This is a genomic window from Pyxidicoccus trucidator, from assembly GCF_010894435.1.
In the GTDB taxonomy this organism is placed as follows: Bacteria; Myxococcota; Myxococcia; order Myxococcales; family Myxococcaceae; genus Myxococcus; species Myxococcus trucidator.
On the sequence record NZ_JAAIXZ010000012.1, the window covers coordinates 195,915 to 218,981 of the forward strand.

Genomic DNA, 23,067 nt, shown 5'->3' on the forward strand with positions numbered 1-23,067 from the left:
GTGATGCCCCCGGCGTCACGGGCTCCGCGCGCGGAGCGTCATCAGGTGGGCAGCGGCTGCCCGAGGCCCTTGCGGAGCGCCTCGTCGATGAGCCCCCGCACCTTCTTCTCCGCCTCGCGGGAGCGAGCCTCCTGCTGCTCACCGAGCTTCTCCTGCTCTTCGCCGAGCTTCTCCTGCTGCTCGCCGAGCTTCTCCTGCTCACGGCCGAGGGCCTCCTGCTGCTCGTTCAGCGCCTCCTGCTGCTTCTCCAGGGCCGCCATCTCCTGCTCCAGGGCCTGCTCCTGCTTCTTCAGCTCCGCCTCACGGCGCTCGCGCTCGGCGTCGGGGAGGGCATCGGCGCGCCGCTCCTCCAGGTGGATGCCGGCCTGCTTGTGCGCCAGCTCGGCCTGCTTCAGGCCCAGCGCGGACTGCTTGAGCCCGAGCTCGCCCTGCTTGTGTCCCAGCTCTCCCTGCTGCCGCCCGAGCTCGCCCTGCTTCCCACCCAGGTCTCCCTGCGCCTTGCCCAGGTCCCGAGTGGGCTGGAGCGCCGTGCGCACGGCGTTCAGCGTGGACGCGTCGCGGATGATGAACGCATTTCCCTTTTGGCGCACGTACAGCAGCTCCTGGCCGGGCTTCTTGAACATGCCCGCCAGGTTCAGGTCCACCGTGCTGCCGTTCATCATCGCCATGTTGTCCGCCAGCAGCACGTAGCTGCTGTCGTCGTCGTCCTCATCCATGTCCCGAGGGGGCGCGGGGGGCTTCGGAGGCACGGCCGCCATCGAAGGCATGGCAGGGACGGCGAGCGCGCCCACCATGGCCAGACGCGGGATGGGAGGAATCGGCGGCACCGGGCCCACGTGCGGAATGGGGGGCACCGGCGGCACGGCGGGCGTCATGGCCACGCGCGGGGTGACGGGCGTCACGGCCACGCGAGGGGTGACGGGCGTCATAGCCACACGCGGGGTGACGGGCGTCACAGCCACGCTCGGAGTGGCGGGCGTCACGGCCACCTTCGGCGAGGCCTTGGCTCCCGACGCCGCGGGCGCCGACGCAACGTCTTCACCAGATGCGGCCTTCGTCGACGGCGCCGCGGCCTTCGCGGGAGAGGCAGCGGAGCCCTGCGCGGCAGACTTCGCCTGCGACGCCTCCGCAGGCGCGGCGGCGGGAGTCCCGGCCTTCGCGGCGGACTCCTGGGCGACGACCTGGAAGGGCACCAGGGCCGCGAGGCCCAGGGCAGAGAGCGCCACCTTCAGCAAGCGCCGGGAACGGGCGGGAACGGCATCGACGTGCTCCAACATGCTCAACCTCCTGTGCAATGCATGAACGTGGGCGGATGCGCCATGCGCGGCGGCGGTACCGGCGCCGCGGGCGACTCCGAAGGCAAGCAGCAGCTCGCCGTAGTCAGCGGGCTCCGCGCCGGTGAGCCGGAGGGCCTCTGCGTCACAGGCCTCCTCGCGAGCCAGCGCGTACTCACGCGCGGCCCGTCGCGCGAGGGGATGAAAGAAGAGGAGCGCCTCCGCCAGCGCCGGCACCCAGCCGAGCCACAGGTCTCCCCGCCGCAGGTGCGCCAGCTCGTGCGCCAGCGCCATGCGCAGCGCCTCGACGGGAAGCCGCCGCACCGCCTTCGCCGGCAGCACCACCACCGGGTCCACCAGCCCCGTGGCGAGCGGGCTCACCACCGACTCCGACACCAGCAACCTCGGCACCCGCCACAGCTTCGCGGCGGAGGACAGCGCGCGCACCTCCGACTCCAGCACCGGGTGCGCCAGGGGACGCGCGCTCTGGCGCAGGCGCCGCATGCTGGCCCAGCCCTTCACGTGACTCCGCAGGTGCCACAGCACTCCTGCCAGCCACGCCGCCAGCAGCGCCCACGCCAGCCCCCGGCTCCAGGGCACGGACCACAGCGTGGAGGAGAGCGCAGGTGCGCCAGCGCTGGTGACGGAGAGGCCCGAGAACTCCACACGGTCGCCCGTCATGTCACCGACGACGGGAAGCTCCGTCCTACGGGGTGACGGTCGCGCGACTCCTTCATGACCAGGCCCTTCCGGCTGCACCGCCTCGCGGGACACACCGACCTGTCGCTCCGGGCTCCGCTCGGGACTCACGACGTCCACCCGGACGCCCTGTCTCGTGTCGGGAAGCTCATTCCGCGCACGAGGCTCATCGCGCACAGTCTCCGGCGCGCCCTGCCCGCTCCGGGCCGTGGCCTCCACGGTGGACGCAAGCCCTTCCACACTCGAGGCCACCGACGCGGGCAGCACGGGCAGCGGCACGGCGGGCAGCCAGCCCAGGGACACCACGAACTTCAGCGCCACCAGCCACCACAGTCCGGCGCGCAGCGAGGCTGGCATCCTCGGCCAGGTCCTCGTCAGCGCCCACACCAGCGCGGCGCACAGCGCGCCCTGCCACGAGGCCCGCCACAGCCCCGCGGGCCACGTCGACGCCCACCCACCCACGTCAGACAGCCAGCCCGTATCCATGGGTCAATCCTTCCGCTTCTTCGAGCGAAGCCGCGCCACGACGTCCTGGAGCTGCGCCAGCTCCTCGTCAGTGACGTCATCCGCCTCGGACAGGTATGCGGCGAACGGCGACAGCGAGCCGGACAGCGTCCGCTCCACGAAGTCTCCCACCACGTCCCGCAGCAGCTCCGACGCCGGCACCGGCGAGGCGTACTGGAACACGCCCTCCACCTTGCGCCGCGTCAGGTAGCCCTTCAGCCGCAGCCGCTCCATCACCGTCAGGATGGTGGAGCGCGCCAGCCCCTGCGGCTCGCCGAAGCGCTCTGCCACCTCGCCCACGGTGGCCGGGCCGTGCTCGGCCACGTACCGCAGCACCGTCAGCTCCTGCTCTCCCACCGGCTTCTTCATGCACCACCCTGTGACGACAACTGTAGTCACGAAGCAAGGTACGCGTGACTACAGCCGTAGTCAAGTCGAGCGCGGGGGCGACTTTGGTAGGGGGCGGGGAGCGTTCGCCCACCCGCAAAGCGGCGGCTTCAGCCCGGCTGGCAGCGGAAGCGCACGTCGCTGGTGCCCGCGCGCACCTGCTCCAGGCGGACGCGGACCTGGGGGGCTACGGGCGAGCGCGGGAATGATTTCAGGAAGCGCTCCAGCCCGGCCTCCACCGACTCGCGGTCACCGCAGGCACAGGTGCTCCGGGCGACCACGTCCTCCAGGGCAGCCACCTCGAGGTCCACCACCCGGGAGTACGCGCGCGGGTACGTGGCCCAGAAGCGCGTCCAGTTCCGGTAGAGGGGCTCCAGCTCCGGGTGGTCGAACACGTAGCAGCCGGAGGGCACCGCATACACCCGCAGCGCGCCATCACGGTAGAAGGTGCGGCCCAGCAGCGAGAAGAACTCCTGGTCCACCTCGGTGCCTCGCCGCTTCGCCAGCTCCAGGAAGAAGCGCGGCTCCGGCGACCAGCGGAGCGCCTCCTCTTCGCTGACGACGAAGCCCCGCAGCTGCGGCGCGTGTGGCACGCGCCAGCCCGCGCCAGCCTCTTGCCGGGTGGCGGACGCCTCCAGCGCACGAGCCGCGACGAGCCCCGCCTCGAAGACGCGCTCCAGCGACACACCCGGGCCGTGCTCGAAGCGCTCCAGCGAGCGCTGGTAGTCCTTCCTCGGGTCCTCCGCGTCCGCGCCCCACGCCGCGCCGGACAGGCATAGGAGCACCGCGCCCACGAGCCGTGCCGTGCCGCGCGCCCTCATCACCCGCCCCCTTCCCGGGGGCACCGCTCAGCGCTGGAAGTCCACGCCCACGCCGACGCCCGCGGTGACGCCCCGCACCAGCTGCCCATCCGGCTGCGGGAAGTGCACCGTCCCGCCGGAGCCCCAGGCATAGAAGTGGTTGAAGACACGCTGGCGCACCTCCAGGCCCAACGAGTAACGCGGCCGGTCGCCCAGTGCCGTCAGCACCGCGCGAGCGAGGGCCCGCGTGCGGGCGCCTGGAAGCTCGAAGCCCACGGACACGTCCGCGTCGGTGCGGCCGAAGCCGAAGTACTGAGCGGCCAGGCTGCCGAGCAGCATCAGCTCGTCCGGACCGCCCTGCGCCACGCTCAGCTCCAGGTAGCCGGAGAAGCCCGAGGTCAGCACCTCCTCGGCCAGGGGCACCTCCGACAGGCCCACGCCGGAGAAGCGCCCCAGCTCGTAGTCGGGGCCGAACATGCCGAAGCGGAAGCGGCCTCCCTGCTTGCGCCCTTGCAGGGTGACGCTGAGCTGCGTGCCGCTCGACGTCTGCCCTTCCATCGCCAGGCCCAGCAGTCCGCCGAAGTCCGGCGTGTACCCTTCCGTGAATCGCGCGCCGCCGCCGAGCAGCGCCCACGTGCGCAGGCGCTCACCCTTGTAGAGCGCCACGTCGCCGCCCACGGAGGCCAGCGTCATCGTCGGCGCCTCCCCGCCCGCCTTCCCCGCGTCGTGCGCGGCGGACAGGCGCAGCAGGTAGCGGTCGAAGCGCCTCGCCTCCTCGCTGGCCAGGCGGCCGATGTCCAGCAGCGCCTCGGCCGCGAAGATGCGCGCGGCGAGCACGTCGCTGGCCAGCACCTCGGCGCGCACCGCGCCCTTGACGAAGGTCAGCGTGCCGCCCGCCGGGTGGTAGTCCGGCGACAGCACGTTGCTGTAGCGATTCACCAGGTAGCCGCGCCCCAGCGTCTCGTCGACGAAGGGCTCCACGCGCAGGAACACCGGCCGGCCCTCCTGGCCGATGCGCAGCATGCGCACCACCTGGCCGGCGTCGCTCAGCTCGTCCCAGTCCTCGCGGCGCAGGTAGCCGCCGTAGTCGTTCTCCTTCTGCTTCGGCTCCTCGTCCAGCACCCGCAGGCGCAGGTTGGCGCCCAGGCGCAGCACGAAGGTCTCCCCCTTCGTCAGCCCCAGCGACGGGTACACCCGCGCGAACAGGTCCTGCCCACCGCCCGGAGTGCCCGAGGGGAAGCTCAACGCTCCCACCTCCAACTGGGCGCTGAAGCCGAAGCCCTCCCCGCCGGTGCGGGCACCGGGCGGAGCGGGCTCATCCAGCCGTGCGGTGGTGACGGACGAGGCCCCCCCGGAGGAGGAGGGCTCTTCATTTGGCTCCTCCTGCACGGTGGAGCTCTGGGTGGTAACGAGGGCGAGCAGGACGAAGAAGGGGGCTCCAGTCATCGTCCCCCAACTCTACCCGGCCGCGCCGTCGTGCGAAGCAAGCAGCCCGTGCAACGTGTGGGTGACACTGCGTTGCGTCGGTACACGGGTACCCGCCAGGCCCGGAAGCCCTGGCGGTTGAGCCGTGGCGGGCCGCCCGTCAGCGGCTGCCGTCGACCTCTTCCGTGGCGCTGTCGGGCTCGCTCTCCCCGCTCACGCCGCCGCCCAGGTCATTGCCCTCTCCGGAGCCGCCCGTCCCGGCCTCCCGGTTCGTGTCGTTGGGCTCGCCGTCCAGGTTCGGCTCCTCCTGCACGTCCCACTTCTCGCCATCCGGCGTCGTCACCGTGGTGTCGGTGCCGCTGCCTCCCGTGGCCTCGCCGTCATAGACGGTGGGCGCGCCCTCGCGGTCCCTCCGCTCGTTGTCCACCACGTCCGCGGCCTCACCCGGGCTCTCCTCGGCTTCGTTCCGCGACTCCGCCTGCTCGCGCGCCGCATCCTCGGAGGCTCTCGACATGCCCGAGCCACCCGTCGCACTGTCATCCGTGCGCGTGTTCGCGGACTGGCTCGAACAGCCCCAGAGGGTGAGCGCGGCCAATGCAGCCATCAGTGGAAGCTTCATGAGGGGCGTCTCCTTGAAGGAAGAAGGTTGTGCTTCCGACAAGGTGGGCGCCCGCACTTCAGGGACAACCCGGCGGGCGTGCCCGTGCTCCCGGGCCCGTCCCAAGGCAGGCGGCCGACCAGCCCCTCGCCGCCCCTCCGCTCCCCGGAGGCGCCGCGCGAAGCCGGCCCGCTTCAGCCCCCCGTGGACCGGCCGTCTTCCTCGCTGTTGGCCGGGCAGATGGCGCGATGCGGCCGCTCCGTCCCCGTGCCCACCAGCCACCGCGACAGCAGGCGGATGCCGGAGGCGAAGAGGCCGTCCTCCGCGCGGTGCAGCGCCTCGAAGAGGGACTCATCGAGCACCGAGTCCTCCGGGTCGATGATGAGCTCCTCCGGCTCCAGCGACTTGAGCAGCGGGCTCTGGTCGAACACCGTCTCCAGCGGGTGCGGGCGCAGGCGGTGGAGGCCCGCGGCCGCCAGTCCGTCCAGCCAGTCCACCAGCCTGCCGTCGGCCCGCGCCAGCACGCGCACGGACTCCACGCCTTCCAGGCCCGCGTGCTCCGCCATCAGCGACACGCGGATGCGGCGGATGGCGCGCGACACCGCGTCGCCGTCCTCCTCCGCCTCCCAGCTCAGGTTCAGCTCCGAGTCCAGGCCCAGGCTGCGGTTGGTGGTATTGGCCGAGCCCAGCGTGAGGAACCGGTCATCCACCACCATCACCTTCGAGTGGATGTACGTGTAGACGTCCTCGCCGCTCTCGGAGTCTCGCCCCGCGGAGCAGTACACGCCGAAGTCATGTCCATGCTCGCGCGCCACGCGCTCCAGCGAGCGCAGCAGGCGCACCTGGGCGATGCCCATGGCCAATTGCTCACGCAGCGCCTCGGGTTGCTGCGGCAGCACCAGCATGACCTGGAGCCGGCCACGCCCCGGCGCGCGCAGGCGCTTCACCATCGCCTGGTAGATGGCGCGCGAGGAGAAGTACTGGTTCTCGATGTAGATGAAGCGCTCGGCCGAGTCGATGGCGTCCAGGAACAGCGCGCGCACCTCCTGCACCGCTTCCTGCGGAGGCAGCAGCGTCTTGCCGAAAGTCCGGCTGAGCGCCACGGGCCCCGGGGGCGCCGGAATGCTCGCGGTGAAGTCCACGTCGTCGCGCGCCACCTTCGGCAGCTTCAGCTCGCCGCCGCCCGAGTGCGCCCAGCGCGCCTCGAACAGCTCCGCCAGCTTGTCCACCACCGGTCCGGTGAGCACGGACTGCACGTCATGGTAGGGGCCGTGCGGGTCCCTCCCGCTGTCACAGCGCACCGACGAGCGCGCCGCGTGGTCCCGGTCGTCGTAGCGGCAATCACAGACATCCATGCCGCCGGTGAAGGCCACCGCGCCGTCGATGACCACCAGCTTCTGGTGGTGTGCCCCGTACAGGGGGCTGGACGCGTCGAAGCGGAAGCGCACGCGCTCGTTCGTCGTCCAGTTGAAGATGAGGTGCTGCATCCACTCGCGCTCCATGGCGAGCAGCAGGCTGAAGTCCCAGGCCAGCACGTAGACGTGCAGCTCCGGGTTGGCGCGACACAGCTCGTCCAGCATGGGCAGCAGCTTCACTTCGCCGCGCGCCTCGCCCAGGTCGTCGCCCCGCAGCAGCGCCACGTCACTGTCGAACTGCCAGCCCGTAATCGCGATGTAGCTCCTGGCCTTCTGCGCGGCCCGGTACAGCTCCCGATAGTAGGCGCGTGCATCCACCAGCACGCCAGCGTTGCTCGCCTCCTCCACCGTCCAGCAATTCCGTCCGGGAATGATGACGCGTCTCACCCGTGTGTCCCCTTGCCCCGGCCACCCGACGCCCCAGGCGCCACGGGGTGGCGCGCATTCCCTGCACTGCGTGTCAGCCGACGAAGACGATGTGCTTGCCGGTGGCGACAGTCATGTCCTTCGAGGACACCACCTGGGCCACCTTCTTGACCTCGCCGCCCACCGTGTCGAACGCGGCCGCGATGAGGTCGCCCAGCGTCACCTGCACCTGACGAGCGCTCCGGCCGGCACCCTTCACCGCACGCGCCGTCGTCACCTTCATCTGCCGGGCCTTACGACGGATGACCTGCCCACGCTGAGTCGTCTTCGCCATGATTTCAGCTCCAAGGTTGAGGGTGTCTGCTCGTCCTGCGATCTGCCCGCCGCCGCCGCCCTGCACGCAGCACCCTCAGAGCAATGGCCGTGCCGGGGAATAAACCCTCGCAATCACGAGGCCCGGCCGCTTGCCTCCCCCCTGTCTGGGGCGGAAGAACTGACTTTTTTTCAGTCCCCACCCGGAAAGCCCGGCGGAACGTCCGCGAGCACGTCGGAATCCGCACGACACCCGGCCCATGAGGCCCACACGAGCGCCCACCAGCTCCCGGCATGACGCGCCCCCACGACGCCCGCGCACTGCCAGAACCGCATGCCCGGACTGCGGAACCCGCATGCACGGAGGCCGGCACCCTGCTGTGTCCGGACTTCCGGCACCGCGCGCATGCGCCGCCTGCACGTGAGGTGTGGCCGGACTTCCGCGCACGCCCGACTGGCCGCTACCGGACAGCCACATCCCGGAATGGGGCATTTTGCCTCGGCGGGGCACAAAGCCTCTCGCCCAGGGCGGGCGGTAGCCCCGGCCCCAGCCCGAGCCCGAGCGGCCATCGCGCAGCTGCGCTTGCCGGTCAGTCATCGAGTTGGAGTTGTCATGCCGCTGCTCATGCTGGGCGGTGGCATGTGGACACCGCGGGCCTCAGCAGGAAAACCATGATCAAGCTGAATAAGCTTTGATACCGTCCCAAGTAGAGCTCCAGGCATTTTGCCGACGCTTCTTTCTGGGATGAGGGTGCACTCATGAGTCAAGTCCGAGCCCTGTTGTTGACGGGTCTGTCCATTGCGGCAATCGGCGCCTGCGGTGGCGAGACGGGGGACGAGTTCCCGGTGTCGGAGCGCGCCCCGGGCGTCGCGGCCGAAGAGGTGGCGGAGACGGGAGTGCGGCGGCAGGGGCTCATCCAGAACCCGGCGCTGTACGACACCATCGTCAACCCGCCGGCGCTGGTGCTTCCGACGCCGAGCCAGACGTCGAGCAGCACCTCGACGGACGAGGTGAAGGACTCGACGGTCAACATCTGTACCTACACGAGCGTGTCGGAGACGCGCCACTTCGACAAGCTGGTGTCGTTCGACCCGAACGCGGACACGCTGTGGCCGGGCTCGCTGGTGCAGGCGGAGTCGCTGAAGCTGGGGCTGCTGTCGCCCATCGGTGGAAAGCGGGCGCCGGGCCGCATCACCCTGACGAACGCGCGCATCGACGGCTCGACGAGCCCGTTCATCTACAGCAGGGACCTGACGACGCCCAACTTGGCGAGCACGCAGGACGGCATCCACTCCATCCTGACGGCGAACACCATCAACTTCGCGGCGAAGGTCGCCTACACGATGCACCAGGCGTACTCACTCAACGAGGGCGCGCTCAAGGCGGGCTTCTCGGCGCAGTTCGCGGGCGCCTCGCTCGCCTCCACCTTCGGAAACACCTGGACGACGAGCAAGACGACGTTCCTGGTGGACTTCACGCAGTCCTACTACACGGTCTCCTTCGAGACGCCGAATGACCCGACGGCGGTCTTCGACCCGACGGTGACGGCCTCCGAGTTGGCGACATACATCTCCGCGGGCAACCCTCCCGGCTACGTGGCCTCGGTGTCGTACGGGCGCCGGCTGCTGGTGAAGTTCGAGTCGGCGGAGTCCAGCTCCACGCTGTCCGCCACGCTCGACGCGGCCTTCTCGAAGGGCGGCGCGGGTGGCTCCATCACCCTGGACGCCAACCAGCAGAAGACGCTGCGCGAGTCGAAGATGACGGTGCTGGCGCTGGGCGGTCCCGCGGGCAGCGCGGTGCAGGTCATCGGCTCGGGCCTGGACAAGGTGACGGCGCTGCAGAACTACTTCCAGTCGGGCGCCAACTTCTCGCCGAGCTCCCCGGGCGTGCCGCTCTCCTACACGGTGCGCTACCTGAAGAACTTCCAGCCGATGGTGGTGGCCTCCGCGACCAACTACACGGTGCCCTCGTGCGTGGGCAAGACGAACTCCATCACTGTCACGCTCGGCAGCCTTCAGATCTACGCGGACGGAGAGACCATCGGCAAGGGGGAGATCTGCTACGACATCTTCGTGCACACCGACACGGGCAGCACGCTGCTGGCGTCGGGCCGGGACGTGAAGCGCGGCAGCGGTGACAGCATCACCCTGGGCCAGCAGAAGTACCTCACCCTGCTCCAGCAGGATGGCAAGGCCTTCGACGTCGAGGCGAAGGTCTGGGAGTCCTCCAAGCACGCGGACTCCAAGGGCACGCACTCCTTCGTCCTCTTCTCGAAGAGCTGGAGCCCGGCGGGGAGCCGGGAGACGGTGGGCGAGTACAAGAACCTGAAGGTCGGCCTGCGCTACACCATCACCGTGAACTGAGCCTCGCGTCGCGAGCACCGGGGAGAGGGAGCCCGCTCCCTCTCCCTCACTGTGCCGTGCGGGTGAGCTGGAAGTCCGCTTTCGCCCACGCCTTCTGGAACTGCTGCCGCACCTGGGCCGCCTCGGCGTCGCGGCCCTGGCCGTCGAGTGACTGGCCGAGGCCGAAGAGGGCCCAGCCGTTGCCGGGGTTACGGCGCAGGTCCTCGCGGTAGACGGCCTCCGCCTCCTTCCACCGCCTGGCGTTCAGCAGCGCCGCGCCCTGGAAGTGGCGCACGGGGTAGAACCAGTCGTTGGGCTCGGAGTAGGCCAGCCGGTCGGCGGCACGCACCGCGGCGTCCCAGCGGGCGAGCGCGTCGGGGCGGCCCTGCCGCTCGGCGATGGAGGCCTCGAGCACCTTGGCGGCCACGCCCAGCACGTCCCTCGCGGAGTTGTTGCCGGCCGTGAGCTCCGGCGGCACCCCGGCGGCGAGCTTCGTCAGCTCGGCATGCTCCGCGCGTGCCTCGTCGAACCGGCCCTTGGCCGCGAGCGCGAGCCCGTGCGCATGCAGCCACAGCCCCAGGAGCACGGGGTACTTCGCGTCCGGCCGGGGCTCGGCGAGCAGGTCGTCATAGCGCCCGAAGCGCACCATCGCGAGCAGGGGCTCGGAGACGAAGAAGTCCATCCCCGGCATCATCTCCAGCATCTCCGGGCCGAAGACGCTCGCTGACTCGCGCGCCGCCCGCAGCGTCTCCTCGCTTCGGCCCTCCATGGAGGCGGAGAAGGCGAGGAAGCCCCAGTTGTGGGCAAGGTACATGGGGTAGTAGCCGATGGGCTTCACCCGCCGCAGGTAGGCCTCGTCCGCGGCGACGGCGCGCCGGTTGCTCTCCGAGGCCTCCGCGTACATGCCGACGCGCTGGTAGATGTGCGCCGGCATGTGCTGGACGTGCCCGGCCCCTGGCATCAAACCCGCGAGCCGGCGCGCCGAGGGCAGCGCGCGCTCGGGCCGGTTGGAGGCCTCCACCGCGTGGATGTAGTAGTGGTTCGCGCCCGGGTGCTCCGGCGCCCGCGTGAGCACCACCTCCAGCCGGGAGACGATTTCCTCCGTGCCGGGCGCCGGCTCGCCCTCCAGCGACCAGAGCTTCCAGGGGTTGAGGTTCATGAGGGACTCGGCGAAGAGCACCTGGACGTCGTCGTCCGCCGGGAAGCGCCGGGCCACGTCGCGCATGGCGGAGGCATAGGCCTCGTTGAAGGGCTTCATCGCCGGGGGCGGGCGTGGCTTCGGCCCCCCGTAGCGCGAGGCCAGCGCGCCGATGAGCGCCTGCTCCACCGGAGTGGCCCTGGAGGCGAGCGCTCGTGCCCGCTGCAAGCTCTCCCAGGCGACCGCGGCCCGGTCGGGAAGCATGGGCACGTTGTAGTTGGGCCCCACCACCAGGGCCACGCCCCAGAAGCACATCGCGCACGAGGGGTCTAACTGGGCAGCCCGGGCGAACGAGCGCGCGGCCTCGTCGTGGTTGAAGCCGTAGGCGAGGCGCAGGCCCTGGTCAAAGAAGGCCTGGGCCTCCTTGGACGTCGTCGTCACCGGGCGGTGGTGGCTGCCGAGGTTGTCGAAGAGGACCGCGCCCTCGGCGAGCGAGGTCAGCGTCATGCCCTCGGGCGGCGTATGGGGAGCCTCGTGCGTAGGGGCCGCGGGCGCCTCCTGGGACTGGGCGTTCGAGCCCTGCGCCAGCAGCAGCGACAGGGCGATGGCAGGGAGCAGGAGAGCACGCATGAGCACCTCGGACGCGCGGCTGGCTCAAGGACTCGAGGAGGCGGGCTCCTCCACTCCGCGCACACGGGACACGCTGGGCATGGGTTTGTCCGAGGCAACGCTCCGCGTGCTCACGGCTCGACCTCCCGGCACCCCGGCTGCCCGGCCCCGTCGAGGGCAGTGCCACCGCGATGAGCTACGACTTGAGGCGCCGGGCCACCGAAGGACTCGTGAGCTCCCTGAGCGCATCCTTCCCCACCCACCGCGCCGCAGCCTGCTCTGAGTCCGCCAGGCGCCGGGCCACCGCCACGGCGGCGGCATTGAGCGCGCGATTGCGCTTACCGACTGCACGCAGCGCCATGTTCACGGCCTTCTTGACGAAGTGCCGTTCATCATCGGCCTCGCGTTCAATCAGCGCGAGGCCACGGAGGAAGGCCTCGTCGTCGGCGTGCCGGTCATGCACGGTGAGGCTCCACAGCAGCGCAAAGGCCGTGCGCTTCTCGAACTCGTTGCGCCTGCTGCTCCACTGCGTGACCTTCGCCCACCGATGTGGCGTACGGTCGAACAGGTTGAAGCACATCGCGTCGCAGATGGCCCAGTTGTCGAAGTCCTTGCACCAGCGGTCCATCTGCGCGGCGGTGACGCGTGCCGGGTCACCGACGAACGAGGTCAGCATGCGCGCCTCGTACCAGCCGGTCTCCCAGAGCGCCAAGGCGAGCTCCTGGTTGGGCCCGAGCTTCTTGCCGAGCGCCTTCAAGTCCCTCATCGCCACGCCGAACGCCTTGTCCGAAGGGATGGCGAAACCGGCCATGCCGTCGAGCGTGGCCTGGGTGGCGTGGCTCTTCAGCCACTTGAGTACCGACTGGACTTCATCCTCGAGCGCGGGGGTCGTCTTCACGGGGAGTCGACCTTAGCGCCCCTGCCTCCGCGCCACCGCGAGCAGCGGCTCCAGGGAAAGCCCTCGACGTGCGCGCTCCACCGACACCGCACGCACCAGCACAGCTTCACTGCACGCGAGCGACTGACACTGAATCCGCGACGCGTGCAGCACGGGCCGCGCCCACATGCCCACCCGTACCTCCAGAGTGACAGACACAGGCACTCCAAATACTGCCCGCGCGGGTCACACTCACGCCTGCGGGATATCCCTTAGGCATATCACCGTAAAATTACAGACAACCCAGGCAATTTGAAAAGATTGGAAAAAGACGATTCAATGTCTGGCACTCACTCGAGGACGCACACGTATGGAATTGAAGACTCCTGCTGCTGCTGTCACGACTCCGGCGCTCCAGCCCTCGGCCTTCCAGGGCGTCGAAGTCATCGGGCAGTCCATCCTGGCCATCGTCAATGGAATGGAGCTGGCGCAGTCGCGGGCCCTGAGAATCCTGGCGGAGAACGGCATCTCTCCCTTGAAGCCGGACGCGTGGTACCCCATGCCGTCGCTGCTGAAGTCCTTCCAGCTCGTCTTCGAGAAGATTGGGCCGAGCACGGTGAGAACGATTGGGCGGAAGATTCCCGACAGCGCGCACTTCCCTCCCGACATCGACACCCTGGAGAAGGGGCTGCGCGCCATCGACATGGCCTACCGCATGAACCACCGCGGCAAGGGAGCCATCGGCGGCTACCGCTTCGAGTCCGTGGACAAGCGCAACGGGCGCATGGTGTGTGACAATCCCTATCCATGTGATTTGGACCTGGGCCTCCTCGAAGCAATCGGAGACAGATTCCGCCCCAAGGATTCCTTGTGGGTGCGTATTGAACATGACCCCAAGAGTTGTCGGCGCCGGGGAGACGGTGCCTGCACGTACTCCGTCAATTGGTAGCGCACGCCGCACGCCCTGACGCCCGCTCTGCTCCCCGCGGCGGGCGAATGCTGTGAATCCTCCGCCTGGCCGGGGCGGAGCCCCACACCGTGAGGAACCACCATGAAGGCCGTGCTCCAACACATCGCCGGATGCGAGGCGCGGTTCGCCTCACACCCGTTCTTCTCCGACTTGAGGATGGACCGCCCGCTGGAACAGGTGATGGCCTTCGCGCCCCGCCTGACCTTCTGGGTGATGAGCTTCCAGGACGTGCTGCGCCTCAACGCGCACTTCATCCAGGACGCGCACCTCAAGGAGCTCGCCACGCGGCACCACTCGGAGGAGAGCGGGCATGACCAGTGGTTCGAGGAGGACATCGCCGCGCTCACCGGGGGCTCGCTGAGCATCGGGGAGATGTACGGCAAGGTCCACATGAGGACGCGTGATGCGTCCTACGCCATCATCAGCGAGGTGTACCGGCAGATGGATGACCGGCTGCGCATCGTCCTGCTGTGGGCGCTGGAGTCCACCAGCCACGTCTTCTTCGGCCGCACCGCCGTCCTCACCGCGGCGCAGGGCGCCGACGAGCGCCTGAAGTACTTCTCCGACCACCACATGAAGGCGGAGGCGCAGCACGCCATGTTCGAGGAGCAGCTGGCCGAGGAGCTGGGCTCCATGGAGCTGGCCCCCGAGGTCCGCGCCGAGGCGCTGGCCATGGTGGACCGCCTCTACGGCGCCTTCGACGCCATGTTCGACGGGCTGCGCATCCACCTGGAGCGCGAGCGCGCCGATGAGCCCGTGGCCGCGCACCAGGCCTCACAGGCGGTGGCGGTGGAGGCCGTGGACGTGGACCTGGAAGACGAAAACGAGGCCCCCGGGGCGCGGGACGTCACCGTCCACCGCGCCGCCTGAGGGCCCCGTCGGGTACCGGGTACCGGGTACCGCGACTACTTCGCCGGCGGGGACAGCACGAGGATGAGCTCCCCGCCCACGTACTTGCCGGCCTTCTGGTAGACGGCGCCCTGCCGGCCCAGCTCCAAGTCCAGCGTGGGCTGGCGCGGAATGGCCACGCGCACGGTGGCGATGCCGTCCTTCATGCTCAGCAGCTGCAGCGATGCGTTGCTGCCGCTGGGCAGCTTCAGCTCCGTGGGCTTCGCCGCCGTCACCTCGAGCACCTGGAGCGACAGGCGCTTGAAGGACGTGAAGTTGAAGTTCTGCTTCTGGAACTGCTCCTTCATCTTCGCCAGCTCGGGGGGCTCCACCTCGGAGCCCTTCTTCGAGGCGAGCACCACCTCCGCCTGCACCTGGACCTTCTCATCCTGCGCCCGGGCCGCCACCGGCAGCACCAACCCGAGTCCCAGTACGGCCAGCGTCAGCGACACAGCGTGTCTTCTCACAGGGGACCTCCCGACGGCCGTGGGGCGTCCGTCGCCGGGCGGGAGGGCCGAGGGCCCCCCTTGCCGTCCGGAGACATGCCGCCACCAATCTCCTCCTCCAGCTCCTCATCGTCCTGCCCGGAGGACGAGGTGTCACCCGGCTCCTCGTCCACCAGCCAGATGATGGTACCCCCGTTGTCGGTCTCCATCACCACCGGCGCCACGCGGGCGTTCTGGTAGGGCTGGATGGCCTTCACCGTCATGCGCTCGGCCGCGTAGCCCACCGGCGCCCTGTCGCTCAGCAGGAGCGGCAGGCCCACCAGCACCAGCACGGCGGCGGTGGCCAGCGACGAGAGCATCGCCGTGCGCTGGTAGAGGAACATCTCCGACAGCGCCAGCTTCATCCGCTCCAGCAGGGGCGGCTTCTCCGGCGTCACCCGGGCCATGACCTTCTGGGTGAAGTCCTTGAAGTCCACGTCGTCCACGGCCATGTCCAGGCCCACCCGGAGCAGGCCCGACTCGGCGCGCAGGTCCGCCGCGCGGCCCGTGCAGTCGCGGCAGGCGGACAGGTGACGCTCGACGTTGACGCGCTCCGCGGGCGTCACCTCCCCGTCGACGTAGGGGGAGAGCATCGGTACGAAACGCTCACACGCGGGATTTCCGGCCATGACCTTCACCCTGCTTCCTGGTGGGGGATGCGCGAATTGGGACGGAGCGTGCCCTCAGATATTCGAGGCCCGCTCACTCGTTCCCCACTCCGCTCTTCGCCTCGTCCAACTCCAGGTATTCACTCAGGATTTTCTGAACCTTGGCCCGGGCATGGAAGAGGCGGCTCATCACCGTGCCTTTCGGGATATCCAAGGTCCGGGCCAGGTCCTCGTAGGACATGCCCTCGATCTCCCGCAGCAGGAGGATGGCGCGGTGCTTCTCCGGCACGGTGGCCAGGGCCTCCTGGATTTTCTCCGCCAATTCGCGGCGCAGGGCGCTCTTCTGGGGGTTGGTGCCCAGCCGGCTGCCGAGCGCGCCAATGCGGGCCTCGGACAGGTCCATCGCCTGGTTCTCGTCGAACTCGACGACCTCACCGCCTCCGCCGCGCTTGCGAATCACGTCAATGCAGATGTTGACGGTGATGCGGTAGAGCCAGGTGTAGAAGGACGAGTCGCCCTTGAAGTGGTCCAGGTACTTGTAGACCTTGACGAACGCCTCCTGGGAGACGTCCATGGACTCTTCCTTGTCCTTCAGCATGCCCAGGGCAACGGCGTACACCTTGCGCTGGTAACGCTCGACGAGGAGCTTGAATGCGCGTTGGTCGCCGCTCCGGACGCGCTTGACGAGTGTAAGGTCGTCGGTTGCCAATGGGTGCGGCAACGTACCACAAGCCGGCGCCCGCCATAGAGATTCGCGCGGGCGGGGGGTCCGCTGGTGGGCGACCCTAGAGGCTCACGAGCGCGGCCACCATGAGGGCGATGGCGGCCAGGGCCAGCACCGCCCCGAAGGCCGCCCGGTCCCAGTTGGCGTCGGCCACGGCGCCGTCCTCTTCGTTGGAGCGGAAACGATGGAGGACGTTCCAGAGCATCATCGGCCCCAGGCGGCGGTTCCTCGCCCGCTTCCGGAGCGCCTCCTCCGGGTCCTCCTCCTCTTCATGGGCCTCGCGGGACTCCAGGGCCACGGGGACGGCCGTGCCGCGAAGCGCCTCGGAGCTCCGGGCGCCAGCCTGGAGGGACAGCGCCTGGTCGGCCGGTCGGTCCACCGACGAAGCGTCCTGCCTCGCGGCGGCCTCCGAGTGGCGGACCTCGGGGGGTGGCTCCAGGCGGACGCTGGCGGCGCGCTCGCGGGCCTCGTCGGGGCCCCGGGCGTTCAGCACCCACATGCCCCGGTCCACGCCGTCCTTCGCGGTGTTCGCATCGCGCAGGCCGGCGAAGCCCTGGCCCTCCAGCGCCTCCTTGAAGGCGGCCTTCGCCTCCTCTTGAGGGGGCTTGCCCGCGGCGGCCTCGGCATAGGCGGCGAAGAAGGCCCACAGGCGGGTGGCGCGCTCGGAGCCGGAGAGCTGGGACGGCTTGAGGTGCGCGGAGAGCAGGGCCGCGTCGTTGCCGAAGCGGTGGGCGAGGTCCTCCTGCCCGGCCACCTCCTCCAGGCCCGGCGGCACCAATTCCTCCACGGACTTCACCGGGGGGCGCTCATCACCCGCCAGGGGCGGACGGCCCGGCGGCGGCGCCTGCTGGGTGCGGAAGTTGTCGTCCCGGCCCGGGCGGGCCCCGCCGTCGAGCACCTGGGGGATGCCCCCCTTGGGGAAGCCGGAGCGCTCCGTGCCGCCAACGAGCGTCGGGAGGAGGCGGGCGAGCGCGGAGGGGATTCGGAAGGAGGACATGGAGATGCCTCACCAGCCGGCGGAGAAGAGGGGAGGAGTGGCGTCCGGCCCCGGCGCTTCCGAGCCTAACGCAGGCGGAAGCGCCGCGCCGTTACGGGGTATTTCGGCGCCGGTGCTGTCGCCTCCAGGTCCCATCTCCCGGATTGTCGGGCGGAACGAGTCCGGGGTTGCGGCGGGGGGCTACTCGCCCTCGCGCTCGACTTCGATGGGCGTCGTCATTCCGTTCGAATCCAGACGGACGCGGTAGACGGCGTTCTGCCCGTCCCCGTCGAAGTCGCCGCGCGCGAGGCAGGACACCTCGGGCTCGCCCACGGGGCTCTCCTGCACCACCACCTCATACTGGAAGCGGACCTCCTCGCCCGGCTCGAAGCCGATGTGCACGAAGGGCTCCTCCTTGGGGAAGGGCACCGGCACGCCGCCTTTCGGCACTTCCTTCGGAGTGGGGCCCGCGGCGGGGTACGTGCCGTGCTCGTCCCGGTAGCTCTGCACCGCGTCACACAGGGCGAGCACGTTGACGCGCGCCTCCGTGTCGGTGGGCGGCTCGGGCTTGAAGAGGCCGCCGCCCCGGTTGTCGGGGGTCAGCCCCTCGCCCAGCGAGCGCATGCCCCGGTAGTAGAGCCAGCCCCAGACCGCGAGGACGAGCACGGCCAGGCCAGCGCCGATGAGGAGGAGCTTCTTCCGCGAGCCCCCACGTGAAGTCCCCGGCGAGTTCGAAGTGGACATGCGCGCTCAGCCTCCCTGGCCTGCCCAGTCACGCGGGTGGCGGAGCACCTCCACCAGCCGCGCCTCCCAGGAGCCGGGCTCGGGGTGGTGGTCATAGCGCCAGCGGGCCTGGGGCGGCAGGGACATGAGGATGGACTCGGTGCGCCCGCGCGTCTCCAGGCCGAAGACGGTGCCCCGGTCATAGACGAGGTTGAACTCCACGTAGCGCCCGCGCCGCACCTCCTGCCAGAAGCGCTGCGCGTCCGTGAAGGGCGTGTCCTTGCGGCGCTCGGCGATGGGCAGGTAGGCGTCGAGGAAGGCCCGGCCGCAGTCCTGGACGAAGGCGAACTCGCGCTCCAGCTCCCCGCCCATGTTCTCGAAGAAGATGCCGCCCACGCCGCGCGTCTCCTCGCGGTGGCGCAGGTGGAAGTACCTGTCACACGCGGCCTTGAAGCGCGGGTAGTACGCCGCGTCGTGCCTGTCACACGCGGCCTGGTGCGTGCGGTGGAAGTGCGCCGCGTCCTCCTCATAGAGGTAGTACGGCGTCAGGTCCGCGCCGCCGCCGAACCACGCCTTCCCGCCCTGGTGGATGAAGCGGTAGTTGGCGTGCACGGTGGGCACGTGCGGGTTGCGCGGGTGGAGCACCAGGGAGACGCCGCCCGCCCAGAAGTGGCGGCCCTCGCCCTGGAGCTTCTGGGCGAACTGCTCCTCCAACTCGCCGAACACCACGGACGTGTTGACGCCGGCCTTCTCCAGCACGGCGCCGTCCTCCAGCACGCGGCTGCGCCCGCCGCCCCCGCCGGGACGGGTCCACGCGTCCTCGCGAAAGCGCGCCGTGCCGTCCAGCCGCTCCAGCGCGCCGCAGATTTCGTCCTGCAGCGTCTGGGTGAAGGCGGCCATCCGCTGCTTGAGGCTCTCCACGTCCACCGTCGTCATGCGCCCTCCGGGGGCCGGCCGCTCAGAAGCCCGTCAGCACGAAGAGGTCGGCCTGCCCGTTGATGGCGTACACCATCTTCTTGCCGTCCGGGGAGACATCCAGACTCTTCGCGGCGAACTCGTCGTGCACCGGGCCCGTCACTCCGCGGGCGCTTCGAAGTCCACGGGAGGTACGGCAGGTGCCATCTGACCCGCGGCGTCGAAGGCCTCGATTCGGGCGCGGTAGCTGCGCCCGTCCTCCATGGCGAAGGTGCCGCTGCACGCCTCGTGGCCGATGAAGGCGGTGTTGTTGTGGACGGGCACCACGTAGTGCTGGGCGCTGGGGCCGGGCCGGCGCGACTCCAGCTTCACCACGAGGTAGGCGGGGCTCTCCTCGCGCAGCGACAGGTTGAGCCGGACGAAGCGGGCGGTGCCCTGGGCGCTGCGGCGCAGGAAGCCCTCGGAGACGGCGGGCCGCTTGAGCCAGCGCGGGGCGTGGCCGTCAGCGCCCTTGCCGGTGCGCCACTCGGGCAGCACGGTGCTGGGGCCGTTGAGCACCATGACGTTGGGCAGCGCCTCGTCCACCCGCAGCGTGTACCGGGTGTCCGGCTGCAGCTTCCCGTCCACCTTGAGGACGACGGTGACGCGGCCCAGGCTGCTCTCCCAGCCGCGCAGTGCCTTCACCTCCACCACGTGCTTGTCGGCCACCAGCCGCAGCTTCTTTCCCACCAGCGCGGCCACCTGCGGGCGCGCGGTGCCCACGCCCTCCAGCAGGAAGCGCGTGTTGGTGGGGACGACGGCGCCCGGCGTGGGGAACAGCTGCACGCCGTCCCCCAGGCACTGGGCGGAAGCAGAGGAGGCGCACAGCAGCACGAGCAACGGCACGAGGATTCGGAGCACGATACCCCCGAGTCTGCGCCGGGCCGGGCCGCGAGGCCAGCGCCTGCCCGTCGGATATCCGCCGCGACGGGGACTCAGCCCGCGGAACCCGGGGCCGGAGCGGAAGCGCGGTCTCCAGGAGGGGGGCGCTCGGCGGACAGCACGGCCAGCTCCTGGGCCAGCCGCTGGAGCTGCCGGCGCTGCTCGGCCACCTGGAGGCTGAGGCGGAAGAGCATCCACACGAGCCCGCCACACACCACGAAGAAGAGCGCGGAGGGGGCGTAGTAGATGCCCATCGCCGCGGCGAGAGTATCGATGGCGTTACGCCAGAGCGCCAGCCCCGCCGTCAGCAGGGACACCAGCAGCCAGCTGAAGGTGTGGTGCTCCGACGTGCGCCGACGCCGCGCCGACAGGAGGACGGCCACGGCGAAGGCGGCGGAGAAGACCAGGACGATGATGCTGGACCGGCTCATGCTCACACCGCCCGGAAGCGCTCCATGAAGAGGGCGAAGGACACCTTGGCCATGTAGAAGGTCGACCGCCACGGCGTGAGCGAGCTCACCCCCGCGCGGCGCGAGCGCATCTTCACGGGCACCTCCACGATGGGGAAGCGCTGCCGCGACGCCATCAGCACGCTCTCCGGCTCCGGATAGTCGTGCGGGAAGTGGGTGGAGAAGTAGCGGATGGCCCGGGGGCCGAAGCCGCGGAAGCCCGACGTGGGGTCCGTGATTCGCTGCCGGCACAGGGACGACAGCAGGCGGGAGATGAGCCCGCTGCCGAAGCGGCGCAGCCACGTGGAGCGGAAGCTCTCCACCCCGGCGAAGCGGCTGCCCACCACCAGCTCCGCGCCTCCCTCCAGGGCCTTCAGCAGCGCGGGCACGCTGTGCGGGTCATGCTGGCCGTCGCCGTCCATGCGCACCACGCGGGAGTACCCGTGGCGCAGCGCGTACAGCAGCCCGGTGGCCTCGGCCGCCGCGACGCCCAGGTTGATGGGGTGGCGCACCACCCGCGCGCCGCCCTCCCTGGCCCGCTCCGACGTCTCGTCGCGCGAGCCGTCATCCACCACCGCCACGTCCACGTCCGGCAGCTCCCGCCGGAGCTCGGTGACGACGTCGGCGATGCAGGCCTCCTCGTTGTAGGCCAGTAGGACGATGAGCGTTCCCGCACCCATGGCCCCCTTCTCGCCGGAAAATCCCCACCGGGCAACAAGGGGGCGGTCTTCCTGCCTTGTGCGTGCGGATGCGACACGGCTTGGCGGGCCCCCGGACATGGGATAGGAGCCGCGCTTCGTGTCGGACTCCTCTGCCCCACAGCCCTCCCCTCCTCTCGCGGTGCCTCCACGTGGGCTCGGGCCGCTGTGTCTCCTGCTGCTCCTGTGGCTGTTGCCCGGAGCCCTGGCGAGCGTGCTCCGGGCCGCCCTGGGGCTGCCGCTGTGGGTGGGCGCCGGAGCCGGTGTCGCGGTGGCCGGCTTCGTCACCTGGAAGGTGCTGGCGGACCTGCGCCCCTGGCCGACGCATGCGCCGCTCGCCGTCCTCCAGGCGCTCTACGTCGCCGTGGCGCTGGGGGTGACGTGGCGGATGCTGGGCATCCCCGCCATGCAGGGGCTGGTCAGCACCGGGGGTGGCGACGCCGGCAACCACGCCGCGCTGCGGGCGGACTTCGTCACCCGCGTGCCCGGCACCTACCAGGGCTTCACCACCTTCCACACGGTGACGTATGGGCTGGAGCGGCTCTTCGGCCTGGATGCCTTCACCAGCTTCCGCGCCGGCTTCTACCTCGTGCCCGCCGTGCTCGCGCTGGCGCTCGTCGCGGGCCTGGAAGTCATGGCCGGGCGGCTGTGGCGCTCGGGGCTGGCGCTGGTGGCGGCGCAGGTGACGCTGCTGGTGGCCACCGCCGTGGGGTGGCCCCTGCTGCTGCTGCGGCTGCTGCACTACCACCAGGCCGACGGCTTCTACGCGCACCTCTTCGGACTGGTGCCGCTGGTGCTGGCGTGGCTCGCCTACGGGCTCCCGCGGACGGCCTGGGTGCGGTGCGCCGCGCTCGCGGTGTTCACCGTGTTCTACCGGTACACGTACGGGCTGAACCTGGGGGACTTCCTCTTCACCGGAGGCGTGCTCGTCCTGCTGGAGGGCCCCCGCCTCGCGCCGGGACTGCGCCGCTGGGCGTGGCCGGTGGGCTTCGCGCTCCTCGCCGCCGCCGGGTACGCGTACTGGCGACTCCTGCCCCTGGCCCACATCAGCGGCGGCTTCGTGCCGCACGGCTACGAGCGCGCGCTGCGGGTGCAGTGCTGGACGGTGGTGGGACTGCTCGTCGTGCGCTTCATGCCGCCGCGAGGCGAGGGCGTCGAGCGGCGGCTGCTCGACTTCGCCCTGCTCTTCGCGGGCGTCAACGCGGCCGTGCAATTGGCCTACCTCGGGGCGAAGCTGCCCATCGACTACTACTTCCTCAAGTACGGGCTGCACGCGGTGGTGCTGCTGCTGGGCGCCGTCAGCCTCGTCGCCAGCAGCCGCGTGGGCGGCGCGCTGCTCCGTGCGGAGTCGCCGCGCGCCCGGGTGTGGAGCGTGGGGCTGGCGGTGCTCCTCACCGTCATGCTCGTGGAGGTGACGCGCGGGTGGGGCCGGGCCTTCAAGGCCTACGACGCGAGCTACGAGGAGCGCGTGCGCGGCCAGCCGCCCTTCCAGCTCCTGGAGCCGCTGGAGGACCGGGGCGCCACCGCCCTCGTCCGCGCCGTGCTGCGCGACGGGGGCAAGCGCTTCGGCGGCCTGCTGAGCCCGTCCTGGCCCCGGGTGAACTTCTCCAACGTCGCGCTGGGCTGGGTGCCGGACGACTGGCAGGCCCGCAACGGCCACTGGACGCTGTTCGAGACGGGCGGAGTGCGCGAGGGCCCGGACACCTGCGTCTTCTGGGAGGCCTCCGAGGCGGACTGGCCGGGCTACCAGCGAATCACCTCCGACGGCTTCCCTGGCCTGGAGGCCCGCGTCCGGAAGCTCCACGCCATGCCCGACAAGGTGTGCCGGGAATACGCCGCGCCGTGGGTGACGGGCGGCCTGCGGACCCTCTGCTACCGCTGCGACTGAGGAGGCACGTCCCTCCCTGCGATATGCGTCGTGCGTCCGTGCGTTTTCCGGGTGTCCGGCAACGCGTCCCCAGGG

The 23,067-nt window shown here is 70.4% G+C and carries 23 protein-coding genes; 4 read left to right on the forward strand and 19 right to left on the reverse strand.

Going from position 1 to position 23,067, the window contains the following annotated elements:
* Window positions 1–41 precede the first annotated feature (41 nt).
* The 7 genes from G4D85_RS30460 to G4D85_RS30490 all read right to left on the reverse strand — a co-directional run bounded on the left by G4D85_RS30460 (window position 42) and on the right by G4D85_RS30490 (window position 7,802).
* Window positions 42–2,459, reverse strand: coding sequence for a M56 family metallopeptidase (locus tag G4D85_RS30460; RefSeq protein ID WP_164017548.1), 2,418 nt, complete (start codon window positions 2,457–2,459; stop codon window positions 42–44).
* 3 nt (window positions 2,460–2,462) lie between these two features.
* Window positions 2,463–2,846: a BlaI/MecI/CopY family transcriptional regulator gene (locus G4D85_RS30465; RefSeq protein WP_164017549.1), complete on the reverse strand. Its 384-nt coding sequence runs from the start codon at window positions 2,844–2,846 to the stop codon at window positions 2,463–2,465.
* A 128-nt stretch (window positions 2,847–2,974) separates the two neighbouring features.
* On the reverse strand, window positions 2,975–3,685 hold the full coding sequence (locus G4D85_RS30470) for a hypothetical protein (RefSeq protein WP_164017550.1): 711 nt from the start codon (window positions 3,683–3,685) through the stop codon (window positions 2,975–2,977).
* Between the two features lie 27 nt (window positions 3,686–3,712).
* Window positions 3,713–5,110, reverse strand: a complete 1,398-nt coding sequence (locus tag G4D85_RS30475) for a hypothetical protein (RefSeq protein WP_164017551.1) — start codon at window positions 5,108–5,110, stop codon at window positions 3,713–3,715.
* 139 nt (window positions 5,111–5,249) lie between these two features.
* Window positions 5,250–5,708 (reverse strand): hypothetical protein, encoded by a 459-nt coding sequence (locus tag G4D85_RS30480; RefSeq protein WP_164017552.1) that lies wholly within the window; start codon window positions 5,706–5,708, stop codon window positions 5,250–5,252.
* Window positions 5,709–5,881: 173 nt separating this feature from the next.
* A complete protein-coding gene (locus tag G4D85_RS30485) occupies window positions 5,882–7,489 on the reverse strand; it encodes a phospholipase D-like domain-containing protein (RefSeq protein WP_164017553.1) in 1,608 nt (535 codons plus the stop codon).
* A gap of 73 nt (window positions 7,490–7,562) precedes the next feature.
* Window positions 7,563–7,802, reverse strand: a complete 240-nt coding sequence (locus G4D85_RS30490) for a chaperonin (RefSeq protein WP_164017554.1) — start codon at window positions 7,800–7,802, stop codon at window positions 7,563–7,565.
* Between the two features lie 737 nt (window positions 7,803–8,539).
* Here G4D85_RS30490 and G4D85_RS30495 point away from each other — a divergent pair.
* Window positions 8,540–10,144 (forward strand): thiol-activated cytolysin family protein, encoded by a 1,605-nt coding sequence (locus G4D85_RS30495; protein ID WP_164017555.1) that lies wholly within the window; start codon window positions 8,540–8,542, stop codon window positions 10,142–10,144.
* Between the two features lie 46 nt (window positions 10,145–10,190).
* Here the strand turns inward: G4D85_RS30495 and G4D85_RS30500 are convergent, their stop codons facing one another.
* From G4D85_RS30500 to G4D85_RS30510, 3 genes are all read right to left on the reverse strand, one after another.
* Entirely contained in the window at window positions 10,191–11,891 is a 1,701-nt protein-coding gene (locus tag G4D85_RS30500) for a tetratricopeptide repeat protein (RefSeq protein ID WP_164017556.1), read from the reverse strand.
* Window positions 11,892–12,066: 175 nt separating this feature from the next.
* Window positions 12,067–12,768, reverse strand: coding sequence for a DNA alkylation repair protein (locus tag G4D85_RS30505; protein ID WP_164017557.1), 702 nt, complete (start codon window positions 12,766–12,768; stop codon window positions 12,067–12,069).
* Between the two features lie 12 nt (window positions 12,769–12,780).
* On the reverse strand, window positions 12,781–12,966 hold the full coding sequence (locus G4D85_RS30510; protein ID WP_164017558.1) for a hypothetical protein: 186 nt from the start codon (window positions 12,964–12,966) through the stop codon (window positions 12,781–12,783).
* A 151-nt stretch (window positions 12,967–13,117) separates the two neighbouring features.
* Here G4D85_RS30510 and G4D85_RS30515 point away from each other — a divergent pair, with 151 nt between their 5' ends.
* Together G4D85_RS30515 and G4D85_RS30520 are read left to right on the forward strand one after the other, a co-directional pair.
* Window positions 13,118–13,696 carry a hypothetical protein gene (locus G4D85_RS30515; RefSeq protein WP_164017559.1) on the forward strand — a complete coding sequence of 193 codons (579 nt, stop codon included), beginning with the start codon at window positions 13,118–13,120 and terminating at the stop codon, window positions 13,694–13,696.
* Between the two features lie 102 nt (window positions 13,697–13,798).
* Window positions 13,799–14,587, forward strand: coding sequence for a hypothetical protein (locus G4D85_RS30520; RefSeq protein ID WP_164017560.1), 789 nt, complete (start codon window positions 13,799–13,801; stop codon window positions 14,585–14,587).
* Between the two features lie 35 nt (window positions 14,588–14,622).
* Here G4D85_RS30520 and G4D85_RS30525 read toward each other — a convergent pair whose 3' ends face one another.
* From G4D85_RS30525 to G4D85_RS30565, 9 genes are all read right to left on the reverse strand, one after another.
* Complete coding sequence (locus G4D85_RS30525; RefSeq protein ID WP_164017561.1) at window positions 14,623–15,072, reverse strand: hypothetical protein; 450 nt, start codon at window positions 15,070–15,072, stop codon at window positions 14,623–14,625.
* Window positions 15,069–15,719 (reverse strand): anti-sigma factor family protein, encoded by a 651-nt coding sequence (locus tag G4D85_RS30530; RefSeq protein WP_164017562.1) that lies wholly within the window; start codon window positions 15,717–15,719, stop codon window positions 15,069–15,071. Before G4D85_RS30530 ends, G4D85_RS30525 begins: the two co-directional genes overlap by 4 nt.
* Before the next feature lie 73 nt (window positions 15,720–15,792).
* Window positions 15,793–16,407, reverse strand: coding sequence for an RNA polymerase sigma factor (locus tag G4D85_RS30535; RefSeq protein WP_164017563.1), 615 nt, complete (start codon window positions 16,405–16,407; stop codon window positions 15,793–15,795).
* A gap of 76 nt (window positions 16,408–16,483) precedes the next feature.
* On the reverse strand, window positions 16,484–17,419 hold the full coding sequence (locus G4D85_RS30540) for an Immediate early protein ICP0 (protein WP_205525783.1): 936 nt from the start codon (window positions 17,417–17,419) through the stop codon (window positions 16,484–16,486).
* 180 nt (window positions 17,420–17,599) lie between these two features.
* Complete coding sequence (locus G4D85_RS30545) at window positions 17,600–18,142, reverse strand: hypothetical protein (protein ID WP_164017564.1); 543 nt, start codon at window positions 18,140–18,142, stop codon at window positions 17,600–17,602.
* Between the two features lie 6 nt (window positions 18,143–18,148).
* Window positions 18,149–19,057: an oxygen-dependent coproporphyrinogen oxidase gene (gene hemF, locus G4D85_RS30550; protein ID WP_164017565.1), complete on the reverse strand. Its 909-nt coding sequence runs from the start codon at window positions 19,055–19,057 to the stop codon at window positions 18,149–18,151.
* Between the two features lie 138 nt (window positions 19,058–19,195).
* Entirely contained in the window at window positions 19,196–19,939 is a 744-nt protein-coding gene (locus G4D85_RS30555) for a hypothetical protein (RefSeq protein ID WP_164017698.1), read from the reverse strand.
* Between the two features lie 71 nt (window positions 19,940–20,010).
* Window positions 20,011–20,388: a DUF2304 domain-containing protein gene (locus G4D85_RS30560; RefSeq protein ID WP_164017566.1), complete on the reverse strand. Its 378-nt coding sequence runs from the start codon at window positions 20,386–20,388 to the stop codon at window positions 20,011–20,013.
* 2 nt (window positions 20,389–20,390) lie between these two features.
* Complete coding sequence (locus G4D85_RS30565) at window positions 20,391–21,086, reverse strand: glycosyltransferase family 2 protein (protein ID WP_164017567.1); 696 nt, start codon at window positions 21,084–21,086, stop codon at window positions 20,391–20,393.
* Between the two features lie 118 nt (window positions 21,087–21,204).
* Between G4D85_RS30565 and G4D85_RS30570 the strand changes: the two genes are divergently transcribed.
* Entirely contained in the window at window positions 21,205–22,992 is a 1,788-nt protein-coding gene (locus G4D85_RS30570; RefSeq protein ID WP_164017568.1) for a hypothetical protein, read from the forward strand.
* The last annotated feature ends 75 nt before the right edge of the window (window positions 22,993–23,067 follow it).

What these genes read in the sequence shown, in the direction of transcription:
- G4D85_RS30460 (WP_164017548.1), bottom strand. Translation starts at nt 2,459, where the DNA reads ATGGATACGGGCTGGCTGTCTGACGTGGGTGGGTGGGCGTCGACGTGG.
- G4D85_RS30465 (WP_164017549.1), bottom strand. Translation starts at nt 2,846, where the DNA reads ATGAAGAAGCCGGTGGGAGAGCAGGAGCTGACGGTGCTGCGGTACGTG.
- G4D85_RS30470 (WP_164017550.1), bottom strand. Translation starts at nt 3,685, where the DNA reads ATGAGGGCGCGCGGCACGGCACGGCTCGTGGGCGCGGTGCTCCTATGC.
- G4D85_RS30475 (WP_164017551.1), bottom strand. Translation starts at nt 5,110, where the DNA reads ATGACTGGAGCCCCCTTCTTCGTCCTGCTCGCCCTCGTTACCACCCAG.
- G4D85_RS30480 (WP_164017552.1), bottom strand. Translation starts at nt 5,708, where the DNA reads ATGAAGCTTCCACTGATGGCTGCATTGGCCGCGCTCACCCTCTGGGGC.
- G4D85_RS30490 (WP_164017554.1), bottom strand. Translation starts at nt 7,802, where the DNA reads ATGGCGAAGACGACTCAGCGTGGGCAGGTCATCCGTCGTAAGGCCCGG.
- G4D85_RS30495 (WP_164017555.1), top strand. Translation starts at nt 8,540, where the DNA reads ATGAGTCAAGTCCGAGCCCTGTTGTTGACGGGTCTGTCCATTGCGGCA.
- G4D85_RS30500 (WP_164017556.1), bottom strand. Translation starts at nt 11,891, where the DNA reads ATGCGTGCTCTCCTGCTCCCTGCCATCGCCCTGTCGCTGCTGCTGGCG.
- G4D85_RS30515 (WP_164017559.1), top strand. Translation starts at nt 13,118, where the DNA reads ATGGAATTGAAGACTCCTGCTGCTGCTGTCACGACTCCGGCGCTCCAG.
- G4D85_RS30520 (WP_164017560.1), top strand. Translation starts at nt 13,799, where the DNA reads ATGAAGGCCGTGCTCCAACACATCGCCGGATGCGAGGCGCGGTTCGCC.
- G4D85_RS30530 (WP_164017562.1), bottom strand. Translation starts at nt 15,719, where the DNA reads ATGGCCGGAAATCCCGCGTGTGAGCGTTTCGTACCGATGCTCTCCCCC.
- G4D85_RS30540 (WP_205525783.1), bottom strand. Translation starts at nt 17,419, where the DNA reads ATGTCCTCCTTCCGAATCCCCTCCGCGCTCGCCCGCCTCCTCCCGACG.
- G4D85_RS30545 (WP_164017564.1), bottom strand. Translation starts at nt 18,142, where the DNA reads ATGTCCACTTCGAACTCGCCGGGGACTTCACGTGGGGGCTCGCGGAAG.
- hemF (WP_164017565.1), bottom strand. Translation starts at nt 19,057, where the DNA reads ATGACGACGGTGGACGTGGAGAGCCTCAAGCAGCGGATGGCCGCCTTC.
- G4D85_RS30560 (WP_164017566.1), bottom strand. Translation starts at nt 20,388, where the DNA reads ATGAGCCGGTCCAGCATCATCGTCCTGGTCTTCTCCGCCGCCTTCGCC.
- G4D85_RS30565 (WP_164017567.1), bottom strand. Translation starts at nt 21,086, where the DNA reads ATGGGTGCGGGAACGCTCATCGTCCTACTGGCCTACAACGAGGAGGCC.